Consider the following 19,257-nt stretch of genomic DNA (forward strand, 5'->3'; position numbering starts at 1 on the left):
AGCACCGCGCAACGTAGCGATTCGCCTGCGCAGACATTTATGCAGTGTTTCCTTAGCCTGCGGAGGCGGAGAAGACTCAAGGCGTCCCTGTCGCCAGTTCGACCCGATTGCGTCCGCGCTGTTTGGCACGGTAAAGGGATTCGTCGGCCAGCTGGAACATCTGGTCGCGATTGACGGGGGCGTTCTCGCAGACGCTGATGCCGATGCTCAAGGTCACCGGCCGACCGTTGGGCAGAACCAGATCGCTGTGATAGACCGCCAGGCGTAGCTCGTCGGCGATGAGCGCCGCCCGTGCCCGATCGCAATGGGGCAGGCAAGCGACGAACTCCTCCCCGCCGTAGCGGCCGAACAGGCCGCCGGCCTTTTCTACCGGAGCGCGGCAGCGCTGGGCCAGTGACTTGAGATAGCGGTCGCCTTCGAGATGTCCGAAATGGTCGTTGACGCTCTTGAAGTGATCGAGATCGCAGATCATCAGCGTCAATGGCAAATGCTCGCTCTGCTCGTCTATCCAGCGCAGCAACTGGCGCCGATTGGGCAGTTGGGTGAGCTCGTCGTGACGTGCCATCCATTCCATTTCCTGCTGCAACCGTTCGCGCTTGTCCATCTCCTGCCGCAGCGAATCGTTGGCGGCCTTCGCCAGCCGATGCTGATGCGCCAGGCGGCGATAGATATAGAGTACCGTGTGCAGCAGATAGGCGAGCAGGATGCCGAAGATCAGCGTTACCTCGGGCAATCGGCTGCGCAATTCCAGCAGCCGGTTGAGGCTGGGCTGGACGCTGAGCGTCAGCCGGTCGGCGCCGAGCGGTACCTGTTGTGCGTAGCGCCAGTTGGCGAGATCGCCAACGGGCCCGTAATGGAAATAAAGCTGATCAACACCGCTTAGCGTCACTGCCTGGGCATGGTTGTCGGTATGCAGCAGCAGCGAGTTGAGCAGGGTATCGATGCTGACCACCATGCCCACCGCGCCGAGCAGCGTACCATTGACGCTATTTCTGACCGGCAGATAACTGATCACGCCGCGCCCGCCCTGCAGGAAGTCGACGATCCCCGTCTTGCCCTCGATCCCCCAGACCAAGGGCCGCTCCAGGGCCGCGCGATTATCCGGTTGAGCGTCGAACAGATTGATACCTACCAGCGCCTGGTTGCCACGCCGGGGGTAGACCCGGATGACGGTGCCGCTGAAATCGATGAAGGCGATATTCCGAAAATAGCTGAAGTCGTCGTGGTATCGCTTGGCCTGCTGTTCCCATTCGGAGCGGGTGGGAACATGGCCCAGCATGTCCCAGAAGCTGGTGAAACGGCGCATCGCCTTGAGGTGGGCGTCGGTCTCCGAGGCCAGCAGCGAAGCGATGCGATCGCCATCGTTGGCGATCAAGCGATAAAGGTGGTCGTCGTCGGCCCGGCGTTGCTCCTGCCAACTGATCATTGCCAGCAGCGCGATCGTAGCGCCCACGGTCAATGGTGGCAGGATACGCCGCCAGTAGCGGCGCAGAATCGGCAGCAGATCCAGCAATTGGGATAACCACAAAAGCCACAGGGCCACGATGACGCCTGATGGTGCGACCACGGTACTGGTGACGTGCACCGGCAGCGGCGCCAGCGCACGGTAGCTCAACCAGGCGCCCGAAAACAGGATCAACAGCAACAGCATTGGCGAGCCCAACCCCAGCCGCGACAGCAACAACAGGTTGAGTGCCAGTCCGAAGATCATGCAGGCGGAGAGAATCGGCGGGCGGAGATGATAGAGCAGCCAGCCGCCAGGCAATGTGTCGAGCCAGTGCTGCCAGGCCGCGACCGTGATCCAGTTCTCGGCGATGAGAAAGTTGGCGACGATCGTCAGTGCCAGCAGGCCGGTCGGTATCAACAGCCAACGACTGGCGCGAATCCACTGATGCTGGCTGGCAAGCTGGCCGAACCACAACAGACCCATCAACGGCATCAATACCCAGCGCTGATCTGGCGACATATCTGGCCAAGTCCCCAGAAGCAGGGCCGGCAATGCCAGATAGAGTGCAAAGCGTGACGCCAGCGGCATGGGGTTATTGTTCTCCTCGGTACTTTCGCCAACACACACCGCCAACTCACAGTATCGGCGCTACGACCTCGAAAGGTGCCAGGTCGTCCGAGTCGAGATCGCGCTCGCCCAGTTGATTGAACTGCTGCTGGCTATGGTTCACGTACTTCAATATCTCATAATAACGACGGATATTACGCACGTAGATTACCGGCTCGCCGCCGCGAGCGTAACCGTGCCGGACCTGGGAATACCATTCGCGTTTTTGCAGTAGCGGCAGCGACTCGCGCACATCCGCCCAGCGCTTGGGGTCGCCGCCGCGCAGACGGGCGATCTCCTGAGCGTCGAACAGATGCCCGAGGCCGACGTTATAGGCCGCCAGGGCCATCCAGGTGCGGTCGGGCTCGGGAATGTCAGCGGCCAGGCGCTGCTTGACGTGGGCCAGATAACGCGCGCCGCCGTCGACGCTCTGGCGCGGATCGAGGCGATCGTCGATGCCGACCTCGTCGGCGGTGGGGCGGGTCAGCATCATCAGTCCGCGCACGCCGGTCGGGGAGGTGGCGTCGGCCTCCCAGTGCGATTCCTGATAGCCCAGCGCGGCGAGCAGCCGCCAGTCGAACCCGGTTTCTCGCGCCGCCTCCTTGAAATAGGGCACGAAGCGCGGCAACCGGCTGCCGACATGATGAATGAACAGTCGCGCGCCGACGTATTCCAGATAGTCGTCGTGACCGAAGTAGCGCGCGATCAACTCATCGAGTTCACCGCTGCGCCGCTGCTCTTCGAGAAAGGCATTGGTGGCGTCGAGCAGATCCAGCGGGGTATCGGCAGCGAAGGCCCAAGCCAGGCTCAGGGGGTTGCCCAGGGCAAAGCCGCGTTCGACATCGGGGAAGAACAGCCGGTTGAGCTTGAATTGATGGCTATAGACGACGGCAGCGTCGAGGTCGTCGCGTTCGACCATCTCCATCAGATCGGCGATGGTCAAACCGTCCGCCTCGCGCCAGCCCAGCTCCGGCAGGCTTTCCTGCTGCGATCGCAGTGCCCCGGCGTTGCCGGAGCCGGCAATCACCCCGATGCGCAGGCCGACCAGATCATCCAGCGTACGCACCGGTGGCAGGCCGCGGCGATAGACCACCAGCGGCTGCAGTTCCAGAATCGGCTGGCTGTAGCGGATGCCCGGCTGGCCGAGATCGAGCGCCAGCGCGGCCGCGCCCATATCGGCCTGGCCACTGCGCACGTCCTCGAGCACGCCGTTGATGCTGGCGTCGTTCTTCACTGCCAGGCTGACGTCCAGCGAACGGGCGAAGCGGCGCATCAGCTCGTACTCGAAGCCGGTGGGTCCATGCCCGCCTTCATAGAAGGTGATGGGGCCGTTGCGGGTCGCCACCTGCAGAAAATCGCGTTTGCGAATCGGGTCGAGTCCGTCGCTGAAGCGCATCGACAACTCTGCCGGACACACGAGCGTCGCCAGGGCCAGCAGTACTGTCAACGCGACACGCAGGCGCGTCGGGAGATTGGACATGCAATGGGATCGATAACGGCGTGAGGTCACACCATAGCCGCCCCGGGCATTGCTGCCAACCCGGCTTCGCCAGGCGCTGTGAGCGGAATCGTCTTAATCCAGAAGCTTTAAGTTGTAAGAAGAACGTAAACCAGTTGATTGTTAAAGGTAATTTTTTGTATCATGGGTTGCGGTCGCCGCGGCTTCCAATGTCCCGGTTTGGGGAGGTTCTGATTCACGTCGCAGCAGTCAATCAGAGTCTCCTTAGCGACTGCCGTCGCTTTCCAGTATCATGGCGCCCTGATCCCGGCATCGCGGTGTCCCGTCATCACCGAGTCGCTGCCAAGACCCGCGATCCTCGACCGTCCTGGAGGCTTTCACCGCCATGCTCGAATTGCAAGGCGCTCCCGCGCTATCTGCATTCCGTCACGCCAAACTGCTCGCCGATCTGCGCGCCGTCGTACCCGAAGTCGACACCCTCAAGGCGCACTACGTCCATTTCATCGATCACAACGGTGAACTCGACGCCGCCGCCCGCCAGGTCCTCGACCGGCTGCTGGACTATGGTTTTGAAACCCAGGGTTTCGAAGCCCAGGGTTTCGAAGGCCGGGGGGCCGAGTCCGAAGGCGAGGTGGCCCGGGACGGCCACCTGTTCCTGGTCGTGCCGCGCATCGGCACCATCTCCCCGTGGTCTTCCAAGGCCACCGATATCGCGCATAACTGCGGTCTGTCGCGGATCGAGCGTATCGAACGCGGCATCGCCTATCGGGTGACGCTCAAGAATGCCCCGGGCGCCGAGGCCTACAGCGCGCTGGTCGCCCGCCTGCACGACCGGATGACCGAAACCGTGCTGTTCGATTCGAGCGATGCCGCCAAGCTGTTCGCGCATCATGCGCCGACGCCGCTGGCGACGGTCGACGTGCTCGGTGGCGGCCGCCCGGCGTTGGCAACCGCCAACGCCGAGCTGGGTCTCGCCCTGGCCGAGGATGAGATCGACTATCTGGTCGGCGCCTTCAAGGAGCTCGGACGCAATCCGACCGACGTCGAGCTGATGATGTTCGCCCAGGCCAACTCCGAGCATTGCCGCCACAAGATCTTCAACGCCGACTGGGTGATCGACGGCGAGGTACAGAGCCACTCGCTGTTCAAGATGATCAAGAACACTTTCGAGCAATCGAGCGACAAGGTGCTCTCCGCCTACAGCGACAATGCCGCGATCATCGAGGGAACCAGCGCGGGGCGTTTCTTCCCGTCTCCCGAGACCCAGGTCTACGGCGCCGCCGACGAGCCGATCCATATCCTGATGAAGGTGGAGACCCACAATCACCCGACGGCGATCGCCCCGCACCCGGGCGCAGCCACCGGCGCCGGTGGCGAAATCCGCGACGAGGGCGCCACCGGACGCGGCGGCAAGCCCAAGGCGGGGCTGACCGGTTTCACCGTCTCCAACCTGCGCATCCCCGAGTTCGTGCAGCCGTGGGAAGCCTTCGACTACGGCAAGCCGGAGCGCATCCAGTCGGCGCTCGACATCATGCTCGAGGGGCCGATCGGCGGCGCCGCTTTCAACAACGAGTTCGGCCGCCCCAACCTCAACGGCTACTTCCGCACCTTCGAGCTCGATGCCGTCGGTGCCGGCGGTATCGAGCGCCGTGGCTATCACAAGCCGGTAATGATCGCCGGCGGCTATGGCAACGTGCGCGGCGAGCATGTGCTCAAGGGCGAGATCCCGGTTGGCGCCAAGCTGATCGTGATGGGCGGCCCGGCGATGCTGATCGGTCTCGGCGGCGGTGCCGCTTCGTCGATGGCCTCCGGCGCCTCCAGCGAGGATCTCGACTTCGCCTCGGTGCAGCGTGGCAATCCCGAGATCGAGCGTCGCGCCCAGGAAGTGATCGACCGCTGCTGGGCGCTCGGCGAGTCCAATCCCATCGCCTTCATCCACGACGTCGGCGCCGGCGGACTCTCCAACGCGCTGCCGGAACTGGTCAAGGACGGCGGTCGCGGCGGGCTGTTCGATCTGCGCGCGGTGCCCAACGTCGAGCCGGGCATGAGCCCGCTGGAAATCTGGTGCAATGAAGCGCAGGAGCGTTACGTGCTGGCGGTCTCGCCCGAGCAGCTCGAGGCGTTCGATGCCATCTGTGCCCGCGAGCGCTGCCCCTACGCGGTGGTCGGCGAAGCCACCGAAGCGCACCATCTGGCCGTGCGCGACGGTCATTTCGAGGCCGACCCGGTCGACCTGCCGATGAGCGTGCTGTTCGGCAAGCCGCCCAAGATGCAGCGCAGCTTCGATCGTCATACGCTCAGCCTGCCCGGGCTGGGGCTCGACAATCTCGACCTGCGCGAGGCGCTGGATCGTGTGCTGCGCCTGCCGACCGTAGCGTCCAAGAGTTTCTTGATCACCATCGGCGACCGCTCGATCACCGGCCTGGTCGCGCGTGACCAGATGGTCGGACCGTGGCAGGTGCCGGTGGCCGACTGCGCGGTGACCACGGCTAGCTTCGACACCCACGCCGGCGAAGCGATGGCGATGGGCGAGCGGCCGCCGGTGGCGCTGATCGAACCGGCCGCCAGCGCCCGACTGGCGGTGGCAGAAGCGATCACCAACCTGGCCGCGGCGCCGATCGAAAAGCTTTCCGACATCAAGCTCTCCGCCAACTGGATGAGTGCCGCCGACCACGTCGGCGAGAACCAGGCGCTCTTCGACGCCGTTCATGCCGTCGGCATGGAGCTGTGCCCGGCGCTGGGCATCGCCGTGCCGGTGGGCAAGGACTCCATGTCCATGCGCACCGCCTGGCAGGCCACCGGAGAAGAAGGGGAGGCGCAAGACGACAAGAGCGTCACCGCGCCGCTGACCCTGAATGTCACCGGCTTCGCACCGGTCACCGATGCGCTGCGCACGCTCACGCCGCAGCTGCGGCTCGATCAGGACGAGAGCGATCTGATCCTGATTGATCTCGGCCGTGGCCAGAACCGTCTCGGCGGCTCGGCGCTGGCGCAGGTCTACGGCCAGGTCGGCAACGTCTGCCCGGATCTCGACGACGCCGAGGATCTGGTCGCCTTCTTCAACGTGATCCAGGGACTCAATGCCGACGGCAAGCTGCTCGCCTATCACGACCGCAGCGATGGCGGCCTGATCGTGACCCTGCTGGAGATGGCCTTCGCCGGTCATGGCGGACTCGAGATCAAGCTCGACTGGCTGATCGACGACGCCACCGGCGCGGTCGACGCGCTGTTCGCCGAGGAGCTGGGCGCGGTGATCCAGGTCAATCGCCAGGATACCGAGTTCGTGCTTGCCCAGTTCGCCGCCGCCGGCATCGAGACCTGTGGCGTGATCGCCCGCCCGCGCTACGACGACCAGGTCCGGGTGACGCTGTTCGAGGAGCCGTTGCTGGAGACGACCCGTGCCATCACCCAGCGCACCTGGTCGGAAACCAGCTACCGCATGCAGGCGCTGCGCGACAATCCCGAAGCGGCCAAGAGCGAGTTCGACGGCCTGCTCAACCTGCGCGATCCGGGGCTCTCGGCCAATCCGACCTTCGACGTCGACGAGGATATCGCCGCGCCCTACATTCAGCGTGGCGTGCGCCCGCGGGTGGCGATCCTGCGCGAGCAGGGCGTCAACGGCCACTTCGAGATGGCCGCCGCGTTCGACCATGCCGGCTTCGAGGCGGTCGACGTGCACATGAGCGACATCATCGCAGGGCGCATCACGCTGGATGACATGAAAGGCCTGGTCGGCTGCGGCGGCTTCTCCTACGGCGATGTGCTCGGCGCCGGCGGCGGCTGGGCCAAGTCGGCGCTCTACAACGCCCGCGCGCGCGACCAGTTCGCCGCCTTCTTCGCGCGCCAGGACACCTTCGGTCTCGGCGTCTGCAACGGTTGTCAGATGTTCTCGCAACTCAAGGAGCTGATTCCCGGCGCCGAGCGCTGGCCGCGCTTCGTGCGCAACGGCTCCGAGCAGTTCGAGGCCCGGGTGTCGATGGTCCAGGTCGAGGAGAGCCCGTCGATTCTGCTCGCCGGCATGGCCGGTTCGACGTTGCCGATCGCGGTCGCTCATGGCGAAGGCCGCGCGCTGTTCGAGGATGGCGGTCACCTGCGCAGCATGCAGTCCAACGGCCAGATCGCCCTGCGCTACATCGACAACGAAGGCCAGGTGACCACGCGCTACCCGGCCAACCCCAATGGCTCGCCAGCCGGTATCACCGGGCTGACAACGCCGGATGGTCGCGTTACCGTCATGATGCCGCACCCGGAGCGCGTCGCCCGCGCGGTGACCAACTCCTGGCGCCCGCCGGAGTGGAGGCGGGATGGCGCCTGGATGCGGTTGTTCCGCAATGCCCGCGTCTGGGTCGACTGATTATTGCAGGGACGATTGGCGCCAGCGTTGTGGCGTGACAATGGAAACCGGCTTGCCGTGGGTTCTATACCCTTGCGCAAGCCGGTTTTTTTATGAGCGCCTGGCTGGGCGGTTGGCTCTATCTTGGCGAGGTTACGACTGATGGCGCTTTTACTGCCCTTATGCACGTTATTACGAGGGGCAAGCCCCTCGCGCTCCCCTTTTTGACGCCACAGAACGATGAAGTCCCGAACGTCTGAGCACCAAACTCGGGTCGGCGCCTAGGGACATCCCTGTCCCAACGCGCCTCGCGCGACATCCATGTCGCGCGCCCCGGTTTGGATGCTCATCGTTCGGTATCGTCCTGAATAGGCGTCATTGGGGTGGAGACCTTCACCATCACCGATTCGCCCAGCCTCATCGCTATCATCAAGAAATGATGCTGAAACGCTTATCCATAAAGCGTCCAGTATCGCGCCCGAATCCGCTCCAGGCAGAGTCTGAGTTCGCCATCCAGTGCGCGGTCCTCGGTCACCGGGGCGAAGTCTTCGCGCAGCGTGTCGACCATCTCGGCAAGCGGGGCGGGAAGGGGGTCGCCGCGCAGGTAAACGCCTTGCAGTCCGGCGAGCAGCGCCGCGGCGGCGACCTGTTCGGTGAGTTCGAGCACGCGCAGGGCGTCGCGGGCGGCGATGGTGCCCATGCTGACCTTGTCCTGGTTGTGGCACTCGGTGGAGCGGGAGAAGACGCTGGCGGGCATCGTGCCCTTGAGCGCCTCGGCGGCCCATGCCGAGGCGCCGATCTGTACCGCCTTGAAGCCGTGATTGATCATCGCGCGGTCCGCCGGCGCGCCGGAGAGGTTGCTCGGCAGGCCGTGGTTGTAGCGACTGTCGACCAGCAGCGCGAGTTGGCGGTCGAGCAGATCGGCGACGTTGGCGGTCAGGGTCTTGAGGCTGTCCATGGCGAAGGCGATGTGGCCGCCGTAGAAGTGGCCGCCGTGCATCACGTCGCCGATTTCGGGATCGATCAGCGGATTGTCGTTGGCGCTGTTGAGTTCGGTCTCGATGAAACCGCGCAGCCAGCCGAGGCTATCCGCCAATACGCCCAGCACATGGGGTGCACAGCGCAGCGAGTAGCGATCCTGCAGGCGCTGTCGGGGCCGGGCGTCGTCCGCTTGCAGATCCTGGCGCAGCCAGGCGGCGATGCGGCACTGACCCGGATGCGGCTTGGCCGCGAACAGGCGGGCATCGAAGTGAGCGGGATTGCCGCGCAGGGCGACCATGTTGAGCGCGGTGATGCGGGTCGCCAGCTTGAGCAGGTACGCCGCACGCATGAAAGCCTGGCAGGCCAGGGCGGTCATCACCGCGGTGCCGTTCATCAGCGCCAGGGCTTCCTTGGGGCGCAGGGTCAGCGGCTCCCAGCCGAGCGCGGTGTGGACCTCCGACGCCTGGCGGACGCGCCCCTGCCAGATGACCTCGCGTTCGCCACACAGCATCGCGGCGACATACGAAAGCGGCGTCAGGTCGCCGCTGGCGCCTACCGATCCTTCTTCGGGAATGCGTGGCAACAGGTCTTCCCGGAGACAGGCGTGCAGCCGCTCGAGCAGTTCCAGGCGTACGCCGGAAACGCCCTGGCACAGCGACTGCAGCCGAGTGGCAAGCACCGCCCGGGCCCCCTGGGCGTCGAGAAACCGGCCCAGGCCGCAACCGTGGAACGTATAGAGCTGGCGCGGCAGCGCCTCGACCTGGGACAGCGGCACGGCGGTGACGCAGGAGTCGCCGTAACCGGTGGTGATGCCGTAGACCTGGCCTTCGCGATCGAGCAGGCCATCGACCACCGCCGCTCCCCGGCGAATCCGCGCCTGCCATCCGGGATCATCGTCGAGTCGAGAATCGGCCCGACGCTCGGCCAGCGCGACCACCGACTCCAGCGGGAGCGGTGCCTGGCCGAAGACGACTGGTTCATGATGGGGCATGGAGAAAATCCGCTACGCCGGGCGCTGGGCGGTATAGAAGAAGCGTACGCTCGGCTCGCTGGCCAGCAGCGGTGCCGTGCCTTCCTTGAACGGCGGGTAGTGAGGCATCTGCATGTGATGCTCGAAGGCCGCGCGATCGCGATAGACCTCATGGAGCACGACCAGATCTTCGCTGCCTTCCGGCGTCAGCACGTCGAAGGCCAGGCAGCCCTCCTCGTTGGCCAGCGACTCGCTGGCATCGTTATGCGCCAGGGCGAGAAAGGCCGGTACCTGGCCCGGTTTGATATGGAACTCGGCGATAACCACGAAGTGTTTGGTCTCGGCCATGACGCTCTCCTGTTCGAGGGAAGTGAAGTCGCAAGTTTCAATGTACGCGTGGCGCCTCGCCCATGCCGAGGCGTTCCTGGAATTCGGCGACGGCGCTCTTGAGCAGTTCCAGCATGCCGGGAACCAGCGCCACGCCCTGATCGGGGCCTTCGACGAACTGTTCGACACTGACATGAACGGCTTCATTGTGCACCACCAGTTTGGCCGCCTTGATGGTATTCATCACATCGTTGGCGGTTTCCAGTAACTGGCTGCGGTGGGTTGCGGCGGCTGTCTGCCAGACGCCCGGCAGCATCAGTTGGAAGAAGGCCGGTTCATCGGCGGCGACGACCAGCACGAACTCCAGGTCGTCCTGACGGATGCGCGCGGCGTGGGTATCCATCGCTTCGATATCGATCTCCATCGCGCGCAGCTGTTCGATGTAGCGTTCCAACGGGGTATTGGCTTGCATGATGGCGCTCCGGGCAATGCGAATCTCTGGCGCCATGGCGCCGACTGCCTTCATTGTAAGCCAGGCCCACCGGCCGGGTCAGGAATCGATGCCCACCGATAGCGTATCGGGCTGGAGGATCGTGGCATCCAGGGCGGAACGGGCATCCATGATCGAAACCGCCAAGGCATTTCCGCCTCGCCACAATCTGCGTACCATGCGCCCATGCCGCACGCCGTACCTCAACTCCGTCCTTACCAGAACCAGGCCGTCGATAACGTCGTCGCGCATTTTCGCGCGGGCGACGATCCCGCCGTGGTGGTGTTGCCCACCGGCAGCGGCAAGTCGCTGGTGATTGCCGAACTCGCGCGGCGTGCCCGTGGCCGGGTGCTGGTATTGGCCCACGTACGTGAATTGGTGGAACAGAATCACGCCAAGTATCTCGCCTATGGGCTGGAGGCGGACATCTTCAGTGCCGGACTGGGACGCAAGGAGAGCGGGCGCCAGGTGGTGTTCGGTTCGGTGCAGTCGGTGGTCAACGGGCTGGATGTTTTTGCCGGCGGCGACTTCACGCTGCTGGTGATCGACGAGTGCCATCGCCTATCGATGTCAAGAGAGGCGCTGACCCGCGGCGCCGGAAAGGTCGACGATGATCGCCAGCGCAGCGCTTCCACCTACGAAAAAGTGATCTCACGGCTGCGCGAGGCGCGACCCAATCTCAAGGTGCTGGGGCTGACGGCAACGCCGTACCGGCTTGGCGAAGGCTTTATTTATCATCGCCACTATCACGGTATGGTGCGTGGGCCGGAGGACGCCTTCTTCCGTGATTGCGTGTTCGAGCAGCCGCTGCGGGTGATGGTGCGCCAGGGTTATCTCGCCGAGCCCAGGCGTATCGATGGCGCGCTTGCGTTCTATGACTTCTCGCGGCTGACGCCACAGCGCAACGGCCAGTTCGCCGAGCGCGATCTCAATGGTGTCGTTCGGGGCAATCGTGCCACGCCGCGGATCGTCGCGGACGTGATCGAACGGGCTCACGACCGCCAGGGGGTGATGGTCTTTGCCGCCACCGTGGCGCATGCCGAAGAGGTACTGCGGCTGTTGCCCCCGGAGGAGAGCGCGCTGGTCACCGGCGCCACGTCGGGGCCGGAGCGCGAGCGGCTGATCGCGGCGTTCAAGGCGCGCGACATCAGGTATCTGGTCAACGTGGCGGTACTGACCACCGGCTTCGACGCGCCGCATGTGGACGTGATCGCGATCCTGCGGCCGACGGAGTCTGTCGGCCTCTATCAGCAGATCGTCGGCCGCGGTCTGCGCCTGTCGCCTGGCAAGCGCGACTGTCTGGTTCTCGACTATGCCGGCAATCCTTGGGACCTCTACGCGCCGGAGATCGCCCAGGCAAGGCCGGATAGCGATAGTGAGCCGGTGCAGGTCGAATGTCCGGAGTGTGGCTTCGCCAACACTTTCTGGGGCAAGCGCGATGGCGAGCGGGTCATCGAGCATCACGGGCGCCGTTGCCAGGGGCTGGTGCTATCTACACGCGGCTCTCTCTATCGCGCCCAACCCCGCGCGAAAGGCGAAAGACCAAACCTGACGAGGGAAGCGGATGCCGGCGCGGCTTCGGGCGCCAGTAGAAAGCAAGGCGCGGCTTCGGGCGCCCTGGAGGGCCGACAATGTACGTTTCGGTTCCGCTTCAATGTGTGCGAGCAGTGCGGCGGCGAGAACGACATCGCCGCTCGCGCCTGCGGTGACTGTGGCGAACGCCTGGTCGATCCCGACGACAAATTGCGCGACGCGCTCAAGCTCAAGCATGCCAAGGTGCTGAGGGTCAGCGGCATGCAGCTCCAGGCGACCACCAACGGGCGTGGCGTTCCCCGGCTCAAGGTGATCTATCACGACGAGGACGGCGACACCCTGGATGAGTGGTTCGGCCTGGAGACGCCGGCCCAGCGGCATGTCTTCGAGCGGGTCTTTCTACGCCAGCATCTGCGCGCGCCGGGAAGCGGCTGGCAGCCGGCGTCGGCGGAGGAAGCCGAGCGTGAAGCGGGCCGGCTGCGTTCGCCGGATTTCGTCATCGCGCGCAGAACGGGGCGCCACTGGCGGATCGGCGAGAAACTGTTCGACTACACGGGACGCTATCGCAAGGCGGCGGCTGCCGGTGACGAAGAAAAGTCGTTCACAAACTAACGAATTTGTTGCGGTGGATGAGATGAGTTTGACTAGAATGGGGGCTGCGCTCATCCGAGCGTATTCACCAACCTGGAATGCAAGGAGCCACCCATGAGCTGGACGACCCCGGAAGTGAAGGAAATCTGCGTCGGCATGGAAATCAACGACTACATGCCCGCTGAATTTTGATGAGCAATGAAGACGCGCATGCGGCGGCCACACTGCAGCTGCGCGTACTGGGGGCGGCCGCCGGTGGCGGTTCGCCTCAATGGAACTGCCGCTGCGATGTATGTCGCCTGGTCTGGGAGGGCGACCCTCGCGTCACCCCGCGGACTCAGTCCTCCATCGCCGTCAGCGTCGATGGCGAACACTGGGCGCTGATCAACTGCGCACCCGACGTTCTGTACCAGATTCGTCAGACCCCGGCGCTGCATCCGCGACACGGCAGCCGCCACACGCCAATCGGCTCGATTCTGCTGACCAACGCCGACGTCGATCATATCGGTGGCTTGTTGAGCCTGCGCGAGAGTTCGCCTTACCGGCTGCTGGCCACGCCAATGATTCACGACGTGCTGAAAGACAATCCCATCTTCGATGTGCTCAATCCCGAATACGTCAGTCGTGAGCCGGTCGCGCTGGACCAACCGTTCGAGCTGCTCGACGGACTCCGGGCGCGACTGTTTGCGGTGCCCGGCAAGGCCGCGCTCTATCTCGAGGGCGACCGGGTCGAGATCGGTGTCGAGGGCGAGAGTACCGTCGGCGTGGAACTCCTTCACGGCGACAAGCGCGCCTATTACATTCCCGGCTGCGCGGCGATGACGCCTCGATTGGCCGCGCGCCTGGATGGCGCCGATCTGCTGCTGTTCGACGGCACCCTGTGGCGCGACGACGAGATGATCGCCGCCGGCGTCGGCGTCAAGACCGGGCGGCGCATGGGCCACATGTCGATGTCCGGCGACGATGGCAGCATCGCCGCGCTGGCCGAACTCTCGCTGGGCCGGCGGGTCTACGTGCATATCAACAACACCAATCCGGTGTTGATCGACGGCTCTCCCGAGCGCCAGGCGGCCGAGCGCGCCGGCTGGGAGATCGCCTTCGACGGTATGGAGTCGAGCTGTTGAACTTCGAGAATCATCCGGATCTCGTCGAGCCGTTGAGCGTCGAGGCGCTGGAAGCGCGCCTGCGCGAGGTCGGCGAGACCCGTTATCACCATCGGCATCCGTTTCAACTGATGCTGCAGAACGGCGAGCTCGATAAGCGCCAGGTCCAGGCCTGGGCGCTCAACCGTTATTACTATCAGGCGATGATTCCGATCAAGGATGCCTCGCTGATCGCGCGGCTCGACGACCCGGACCTGCGCCGGATCTGGCGCTCGCGGCTGGTCGACCACGACGGCGAGGCGCCGGGCGAGGGCGGTATCGAGCGCTGGCTCAAGCTGACCGATGGCCTGGGGCTCGACCGCGAGATGGTCGTCTCCACTCGCATGATCCTGCCGGCGACCCGTTTCGCGGTGGAAGCCTATACCCATTTCGTGCGCGATCGCACCTTGCTCGAAGCGATCGCCTCGTCGCTGACCGAACTGTTCTCGCCGATGGTGATCGGCCAGCGCGTGCGCGGCATGCTCGAACACTATGATTTCGTCTCCCGCGAGACGCTGGCCTACTTCGAGCCGCGCCTGATCCAGGCGCCGCGGGATGCCGAAATGGCGCTCGACTACGTCAAGCGCCATGCGCTGCGGGCCGACCAGCAGCAGGCGGTGATCGATGCGCTGCGTTTCAAGTGCAGCGTGCTGTGGGCAATGCTCGACGCGCTCCAGCACGCCTACGTCGGCTCCGGCTCGAATTCATCGGGCCAGGTGCCGCCGGGTGCCTGGGATGGCGAGGGGAGCTGACAATGGTCGAACCTGATGAAAGCGACGTGGTGCGCCTGCCGCGCGGCGTACGCCTGCGCGAGGACAAGGCTCGTGGCGGCTGGGTGCTGCTGGCGCCGGAGCGGGTCTTTCAACTCGATGCGATCGCCGTGCAAGTCCTCACGCGTGTCGATGGCCGGCGCGATATCGCCGCCATCGTCGACGACCTGGCCCAGGCCTTCGACGCGCCGCGGGAACGCATATCGGTCGACGTGCGTGCCATGTTGAGCGATCTGATCGCCAAGAACGTGCTGGAAATGGCATGAGCGCCGCGCGGGAAACGTTCGAGGCGCAACAGCCGCCGCCCCTCGGCATGCTGGCGGAACTGACCCATCGCTGTCCGCTGCAGTGCCCTTATTGTTCCAATCCCGTGGAACTCACGCGCAAGCGCGACGAGCTCGACACCGAGAGTTGGCAGCGGGTGTTTCGCGAAGCCGCCGACCTGGGCGTGTTGCAGGTGCATCTCTCCGGTGGCGAGCCGGCGGCGCGAGCGGATCTCGAGGCGCTGGTGGCGGGCTGCGCCGAGAGCGGCCTCTATTCCAACCTGATCACCGCCGGAGTCAACATCTCTCGCCCACGCCTCGATGCCCTGGCGGATGCCGGACTGGACCATGTCCAGCTTTCGGTGCAGGGCGCCACGGCCGAGGTCAACGACCGCATCGCCAACCTGCCCGGCGCGTTCGAGAAGAAGCGCGCCTTTGCCCGCGAGGTGGTCGACGCCGGGTTGCCACTGACGCTCAACAGCGTGATTCACCGCGCCAACCTGCACCAGATTCCCGATCTGGTCGAACTGGCGCTGGAACTCGGCGCGCACCGGCTGGAGATCGCACATGCGCAGTACTACGGTTGGGCGCTGGAGAACCGGGGCGCGCTGATGCCGCCGCGCGATCAGGTGATGCGGGCGCTCGACGAGGTGGAAGCGGCGCGGGAAAGGCTGAAAGGCAAGCTGGTGATCGACGCCGTGGTGCCGGACTATTACGCCCGCCTGCCCAAGCCGTGCATGAACGGCTGGGGGCGGCAGTCGTTGAACGTCTCTCCCTCTGGCAAGGTACTGCCCTGTCACGCCGCCGAGACCATTCCCGGGCTCGAATTCTGGAGCGTGCGCGACCGTGCGCTCGGCGATATCTGGCAACACAGCCCGGCGTTCAACGCCTTTCGTGGCACCGCCTGGATGCCCGATGCCTGCCAGAGTTGCGAGCGCCGTGAAATCGATTGGGGCGGGTGCCGTTGCCAGGCGTTGATGCTGACCGGCGACGCCCGCCAGATGGACCCGGTCTGCGAGCGCTCGCCCTATCATGACGAGATCCAGACGCTGGCGATCGTCGACTCTCAGCGCGACGACGATTTCACTTATCGGCGATTCTCACGCTTACAGGTCTGAACTGGCCCGGCCATGACCGGGCCATAGCGACATCAACCCTGCTTGGTTTCGTAGAGATGCACGTCGCGCTGGGGGAAGGGGATGGAGACGCCTTCGGCATCGAAGGCTTTCTTCACCTTTTCCAGCATATCCCAGTGATAGGGCCAGAGATCGGCGGCACTGGTCCACACGCGCACGGTCAGATCGATGGAACTTTCGCCCAGCGCTCCCACCACGATCATGGGCTCGGGATCCTTGAGGGTACGCGGGTCCTCACCGATCAGGCGCTTGATGATGGCCTTGGCGTGATCGATGTCGTCGCCGTAGCCGATTCCGATGGTCATGTCGCAACGGCGCGTCGGATAGGCGCTCAAGTTGGTGATGCTGGCGTTGGCCAAGCTACCGTTGGGGATGATGATGCGCTGATTGTCGAAGGTGTTGAGAATGGTATAGAGAATCTGGATCTCGGCAACGCTGCCGAGATAGCCCTGGGCATCGATCGCGTCGCCGACCTTGAAGGGCTTGAACAGCAGGATCAGCACGCCACCGGCGAAGTTCGCCAGGCTGCCTTGCAGCGCGAGACCGATGGCCAGGCCGGCGGCACCGACGACGGCGACGAAGGAGGTGGTGGCGATGCCGACCATCGACGCCACCGAAATCAGCAGCATGATCTTCAGGGTAATGCTGGTCAGACCGCACAGGAACTGACCCAGCGTCGGGTCCTTGCTTCCCAGCCGGGACCGCAGCACGGCCACGAAACGATTGATCAGCCATAGCCCGACGACCAGGGTAATGATCGCCAGTATCACTTTCGGCGCATAGGTCATGACCATGCCGTAAGCCATCTGGGCCAACTGAGCGAATTGACCATCGCCGGTCAACAGATTCTCCATGAAAACTCCTTCTGAGCACGAGGGGGACAGGACTCCCGTCAATACAAAAGTGACATTTGAAAACCTGATCTGTGTTATTGACGAATTATATCTTCAGGACGCCGCCGATTTGTATCCGCCGTGGCGGTTCCGGCATGGAAATTCACCTTTTCACGCATGGAGTGCTAAGGAAACACTGCATGAATGTCTGCGCAGGCGAATGGGCTTCGTTGCGCGGTNNGCTCCGTGCGCCTTGCGACGGAGTGCCGCCCACTTCATCCTGCTCGCCGATTTATTCAGCGTTTCCCTAAGGAAGTTGCGTTTTGCGGCGGCTTTGGAATGTCTGCTCTGGCGCTGCGTAGGCCCGCGTGGGCAGGCTTGTGGGATGCCCGTGCCGGGCTTGGTAGACTGTCCGTTTCAAGCTGGCAGCGAACGCAAGGCGGGGAGGAAGGTCACGCTGTGAACGTCGTCGAACCCATGCATGGCGAGAAGATCTCCGGTGACTCGGTGACGACGGTATGGGCACGCCTCAATGGCGAGCCGCTGACCGAGCTGCCGCAGGATCTCTATATTCCCCCGGAGGCGTTGCGGGTCTTTCTCGAGACCTTCGAGGGGCCGCTCGATCTGCTGCTCTATCTGATCCGGCGTCAGAACCTGGATATCCTGGCGATCAATGTGGCGGCGATCACGCACCAGTACGTCGAGTACGTGGAGCTGATGCAGGCGATGGAGATCGATCTCGCCGGTGAGTACCTGGTGATGGCGGCGATGCTCGCCGAGATCAAATCGCGTACGCTGCTGCCGCGCCCGCCCAAGGGCGATGACGAAGAAGGCGAGGAGGATCCTCGCGCCGAGCTGATCCGCCGGTTGCAGGAGTACGAGCAGCTCAAGAGCGCCGCCGAAGAACTGGACGCGCTGCCGCGCATGGGGCGCGACTGGCATCCCGCCCAGGCGGCACTGCCGCAACTGGAGCCGCGGGTGATCCACCCCGAGGTCTCGTTGGGGGATCTGCTCGGCGCGCTCGGCAGCCTGCTCAAGCGCGCCGATCTGCGTCAGTCCCATCGCATCAGTCGCGAGGTGCTGTCGACCCGCGAGCGGATGCTGTCGATCATGTCGCGGTTGAATGCCGAGTACTACACCCCGTTCGAGGCGCTGTTCGAACTTGCCGAGGGCCGTGCCGGCATCATCGTCACCTTCATGGCGATTCTCGAATTAGCGCGTGAGTCGATGATCGAAATCGTGCAGAATGCGCCGCTCTCGCCGATTCACGTTCGCGCCCGACTGGCGCTGGAAGACGGCGCCTCGAGCGGGAGCGCAGGGCTGGAGGGCGACGAGATGCCGCCATTCGGCGACGACGAGGCGGTCTTCGAGAGCGATGGCGATACCGACGATGGCGAGGCGCAAGCATGAACCGCCTGACCGATCCCCATTACTTGGCGCCGGCGCTCGATGAAATTCTCGAAGCGGTCCTGCTGGCCGCCGGCGAGCCGGTATCGCTGGAGCGGATCGAATCGCTGTTCGATTCAGGGCAGCCGCCGTCGCGGGCGGCGATCCGCGAGTCGCTGAACAAGCTCTCCGAGCGGCTGGCGAGTGGCGGCGCACTGGAATTGAGCGAGTCGGCATCGGGTTATCAGGTGCGCATCCGGCAGCGCTACTCGCCCTGGGTCTCGCGGTTGTGGGATGAAAAGCCGCAGCGCTACTCGCGGGCGCTGTTGGAAACCCTGGCGCTGATCGCCTACCGCCAGCCGGTGACCCGTGGCGACATCGAAGAGGTGCGCGGGGTCGCGGTCAGCAGCTCGATCATGCGCACCCTGGTGGAACGCGGCTGGATTCGTGTCGTCGGGCATCGCGACGTGCCGGGGCGTCCGGCGGTCTACGCCACCACGCGGGCGTTTCTCGATGATCTGGGTTTGAAGACGTTGGATTCGCTGCCGCCGATGCATGAACTCAAGCGCTTCGAGACGTTCGAAACGGCCATGCACGAACCGTTTCCCGATTCGCCTGATGAGGCGCCCGAGGAAGGGGGCGAACCCGAGGTTCCCCAGACCGCGCCGGAAGCCGACCAGCCGACGGCGGAATCGGTAACGGAAGAAGCGGAATCGGTAACGGAAGAAGAGGGATCGGCAGAGTCGGCGGAGGCCGACGACGAACACGCCGAGATGGCGTCCCCCGGCCAGTCGCTGAGTTTTGCCGAGCTCGAGGCGCGACTGGCCGAACGCGCCCGTCAACGTGCGGCCGAAGAGGCGGAGCAGGGCTCCGCACCGGCCATTGACGAGACGGGCGCGGACACCCGAGAAGCGCCGGATGCCCGCGACGAGCCCCACGACGAAACGTGAGCGTCCGGGCGAGGCGGCGCTTCCACTAGCCGATGAGGCA

General features: G+C 64.6%; 15 protein-coding genes. 9 read left to right on the plus strand and 6 right to left on the minus strand.

Annotation, left to right across the window (positions count from 1 at the left end):
- Positions 1–76 precede the first annotated feature (76 nt).
- Complete coding sequence (locus DOM57_RS13965; RefSeq protein ID WP_110649812.1) at positions 77–2,035, minus strand: sensor domain-containing diguanylate cyclase; 1,959 nt, start codon at positions 2,033–2,035, stop codon at positions 77–79.
- A 46-nt stretch (positions 2,036–2,081) separates the two neighbouring features.
- A complete protein-coding gene (gene mltF, locus DOM57_RS13970) occupies positions 2,082–3,533 on the minus strand; it encodes a membrane-bound lytic murein transglycosylase MltF (protein WP_110649813.1) in 1,452 nt (483 codons plus the stop codon).
- Positions 3,534–3,897: 364 nt separating this feature from the next.
- Between mltF and purL the strand changes: the two genes are divergently transcribed.
- Complete coding sequence (purL, locus tag DOM57_RS13975; protein ID WP_110649814.1) at positions 3,898–7,866, plus strand: phosphoribosylformylglycinamidine synthase; 3,969 nt, start codon at positions 3,898–3,900, stop codon at positions 7,864–7,866.
- A gap of 430 nt (positions 7,867–8,296) precedes the next feature.
- On the opposite strand, the gene DOM57_RS13980 is transcribed toward purL, so the two are convergent.
- From DOM57_RS13980 to DOM57_RS13990, 3 genes are read right to left on the minus strand one after another with little or no spacing between them, the layout of a single operon-like run.
- Positions 8,297–9,817 carry an HAL/PAL/TAL family ammonia-lyase gene (locus tag DOM57_RS13980; RefSeq protein ID WP_110649815.1) on the minus strand — a complete coding sequence of 507 codons (1,521 nt, stop codon included), beginning with the start codon at positions 9,815–9,817 and terminating at the stop codon, positions 8,297–8,299.
- 12 nt (positions 9,818–9,829) lie between these two features.
- Positions 9,830–10,144 carry a putative quinol monooxygenase gene (locus DOM57_RS13985; protein ID WP_110649816.1) on the minus strand — a complete coding sequence of 105 codons (315 nt, stop codon included), beginning with the start codon at positions 10,142–10,144 and terminating at the stop codon, positions 9,830–9,832.
- A gap of 37 nt (positions 10,145–10,181) precedes the next feature.
- Positions 10,182–10,595, minus strand: coding sequence for a hypothetical protein (locus DOM57_RS13990; protein ID WP_162619544.1), 414 nt, complete (start codon positions 10,593–10,595; stop codon positions 10,182–10,184).
- A 204-nt stretch (positions 10,596–10,799) separates the two neighbouring features.
- On the opposite strand from DOM57_RS13990, the gene DOM57_RS13995 reads away from it, so the two are divergent.
- From DOM57_RS13995 to pqqE, 6 genes are all read left to right on the plus strand, one after another.
- Positions 10,800–12,758 carry a DEAD/DEAH box helicase gene (locus DOM57_RS13995; RefSeq protein ID WP_110649818.1) on the plus strand — a complete coding sequence of 653 codons (1,959 nt, stop codon included), beginning with the start codon at positions 10,800–10,802 and terminating at the stop codon, positions 12,756–12,758.
- Positions 12,759–12,851: 93 nt separating this feature from the next.
- A complete protein-coding gene (gene pqqA / locus DOM57_RS22730) occupies positions 12,852–12,929 on the plus strand; it encodes a pyrroloquinoline quinone precursor peptide PqqA (protein ID WP_075569317.1) in 78 nt (25 codons plus the stop codon).
- Positions 12,929–13,861 (plus strand): pyrroloquinoline quinone biosynthesis protein PqqB, encoded by a 933-nt coding sequence (gene pqqB / locus DOM57_RS14005; RefSeq protein WP_110649819.1) that lies wholly within the window; start codon positions 12,929–12,931, stop codon positions 13,859–13,861. Before pqqA ends, pqqB begins: the two co-directional genes overlap by 1 nt.
- The gene (gene pqqC / locus DOM57_RS14010; protein WP_110649820.1) at positions 13,858–14,631 is read left to right on the plus strand and encodes a pyrroloquinoline-quinone synthase PqqC; all 774 of its coding nucleotides are present in this window, start codon (positions 13,858–13,860) and stop codon (positions 14,629–14,631) included. The genes pqqB and pqqC overlap by 4 nt, the downstream gene beginning before the upstream one ends.
- Before the next feature lie 2 nt (positions 14,632–14,633).
- The gene (gene pqqD / locus DOM57_RS14015; RefSeq protein ID WP_110649821.1) at positions 14,634–14,915 is read left to right on the plus strand and encodes a pyrroloquinoline quinone biosynthesis peptide chaperone PqqD; all 282 of its coding nucleotides are present in this window, start codon (positions 14,634–14,636) and stop codon (positions 14,913–14,915) included.
- Positions 14,912–16,030 carry a pyrroloquinoline quinone biosynthesis protein PqqE gene (gene pqqE / locus DOM57_RS14020; RefSeq protein ID WP_110649822.1) on the plus strand — a complete coding sequence of 373 codons (1,119 nt, stop codon included), beginning with the start codon at positions 14,912–14,914 and terminating at the stop codon, positions 16,028–16,030. The genes pqqD and pqqE overlap by 4 nt, the downstream gene beginning before the upstream one ends.
- 32 nt (positions 16,031–16,062) lie before the next feature.
- On the opposite strand, the gene DOM57_RS14025 is transcribed toward pqqE, so the two are convergent.
- Positions 16,063–16,902, minus strand: coding sequence for a mechanosensitive ion channel family protein (locus tag DOM57_RS14025; RefSeq protein ID WP_110649823.1), 840 nt, complete (start codon positions 16,900–16,902; stop codon positions 16,063–16,065).
- A gap of 456 nt (positions 16,903–17,358) precedes the next feature.
- Here DOM57_RS14025 and DOM57_RS14035 point away from each other — a divergent pair, with 456 nt between their 5' ends.
- Both DOM57_RS14035 and scpB read left to right on the plus strand, forming a co-directional pair.
- Positions 17,359–18,291, plus strand: a complete 933-nt coding sequence (locus tag DOM57_RS14035; RefSeq protein WP_110649865.1) for a segregation and condensation protein A — start codon at positions 17,359–17,361, stop codon at positions 18,289–18,291.
- Positions 18,288–19,217: an SMC-Scp complex subunit ScpB gene (scpB, locus tag DOM57_RS14040; RefSeq protein ID WP_110649825.1), complete on the plus strand. Its 930-nt coding sequence runs from the start codon at positions 18,288–18,290 to the stop codon at positions 19,215–19,217. Before DOM57_RS14035 ends, scpB begins: the two co-directional genes overlap by 4 nt.
- The last annotated feature ends 40 nt before the right edge of the window (positions 19,218–19,257 follow it).

Source organism: Salinicola peritrichatus (assembly GCF_003206715.1).
Taxonomy (GTDB): Bacteria; Pseudomonadota; Gammaproteobacteria; order Pseudomonadales; family Halomonadaceae; genus Salinicola; species Salinicola peritrichatus.

What these genes read in the sequence shown, in the direction of transcription:
- DOM57_RS13965 (WP_110649812.1), bottom strand. Translation starts at nt 2,035, where the DNA reads ATGCCGCTGGCGTCACGCTTTGCACTCTATCTGGCATTGCCGGCCCTG.
- mltF (WP_110649813.1), bottom strand. Translation starts at nt 3,533, where the DNA reads ATGTCCAATCTCCCGACGCGCCTGCGTGTCGCGTTGACAGTACTGCTG.
- purL (WP_110649814.1), top strand. Translation starts at nt 3,898, where the DNA reads ATGCTCGAATTGCAAGGCGCTCCCGCGCTATCTGCATTCCGTCACGCC.
- DOM57_RS13980 (WP_110649815.1), bottom strand. Translation starts at nt 9,817, where the DNA reads ATGCCCCATCATGAACCAGTCGTCTTCGGCCAGGCACCGCTCCCGCTG.
- DOM57_RS13985 (WP_110649816.1), bottom strand. Translation starts at nt 10,144, where the DNA reads ATGGCCGAGACCAAACACTTCGTGGTTATCGCCGAGTTCCATATCAAA.
- DOM57_RS13990 (WP_162619544.1), bottom strand. Translation starts at nt 10,595, where the DNA reads ATGCAAGCCAATACCCCGTTGGAACGCTACATCGAACAGCTGCGCGCG.
- DOM57_RS13995 (WP_110649818.1), top strand. Translation starts at nt 10,800, where the DNA reads ATGCCGCACGCCGTACCTCAACTCCGTCCTTACCAGAACCAGGCCGTC.
- pqqA (WP_075569317.1), top strand. Translation starts at nt 12,852, where the DNA reads ATGAGCTGGACGACCCCGGAAGTGAAGGAAATCTGCGTCGGCATGGAA.
- pqqB (WP_110649819.1), top strand. Translation starts at nt 12,929, where the DNA reads ATGAGCAATGAAGACGCGCATGCGGCGGCCACACTGCAGCTGCGCGTA.
- pqqD (WP_110649821.1), top strand. Translation starts at nt 14,634, where the DNA reads ATGGTCGAACCTGATGAAAGCGACGTGGTGCGCCTGCCGCGCGGCGTA.
- pqqE (WP_110649822.1), top strand. Translation starts at nt 14,912, where the DNA reads ATGAGCGCCGCGCGGGAAACGTTCGAGGCGCAACAGCCGCCGCCCCTC.
- DOM57_RS14025 (WP_110649823.1), bottom strand. Translation starts at nt 16,902, where the DNA reads ATGGAGAATCTGTTGACCGGCGATGGTCAATTCGCTCAGTTGGCCCAG.
- DOM57_RS14035 (WP_110649865.1), top strand. Translation starts at nt 17,359, where the DNA reads ATGCATGGCGAGAAGATCTCCGGTGACTCGGTGACGACGGTATGGGCA.
- scpB (WP_110649825.1), top strand. Translation starts at nt 18,288, where the DNA reads ATGAACCGCCTGACCGATCCCCATTACTTGGCGCCGGCGCTCGATGAA.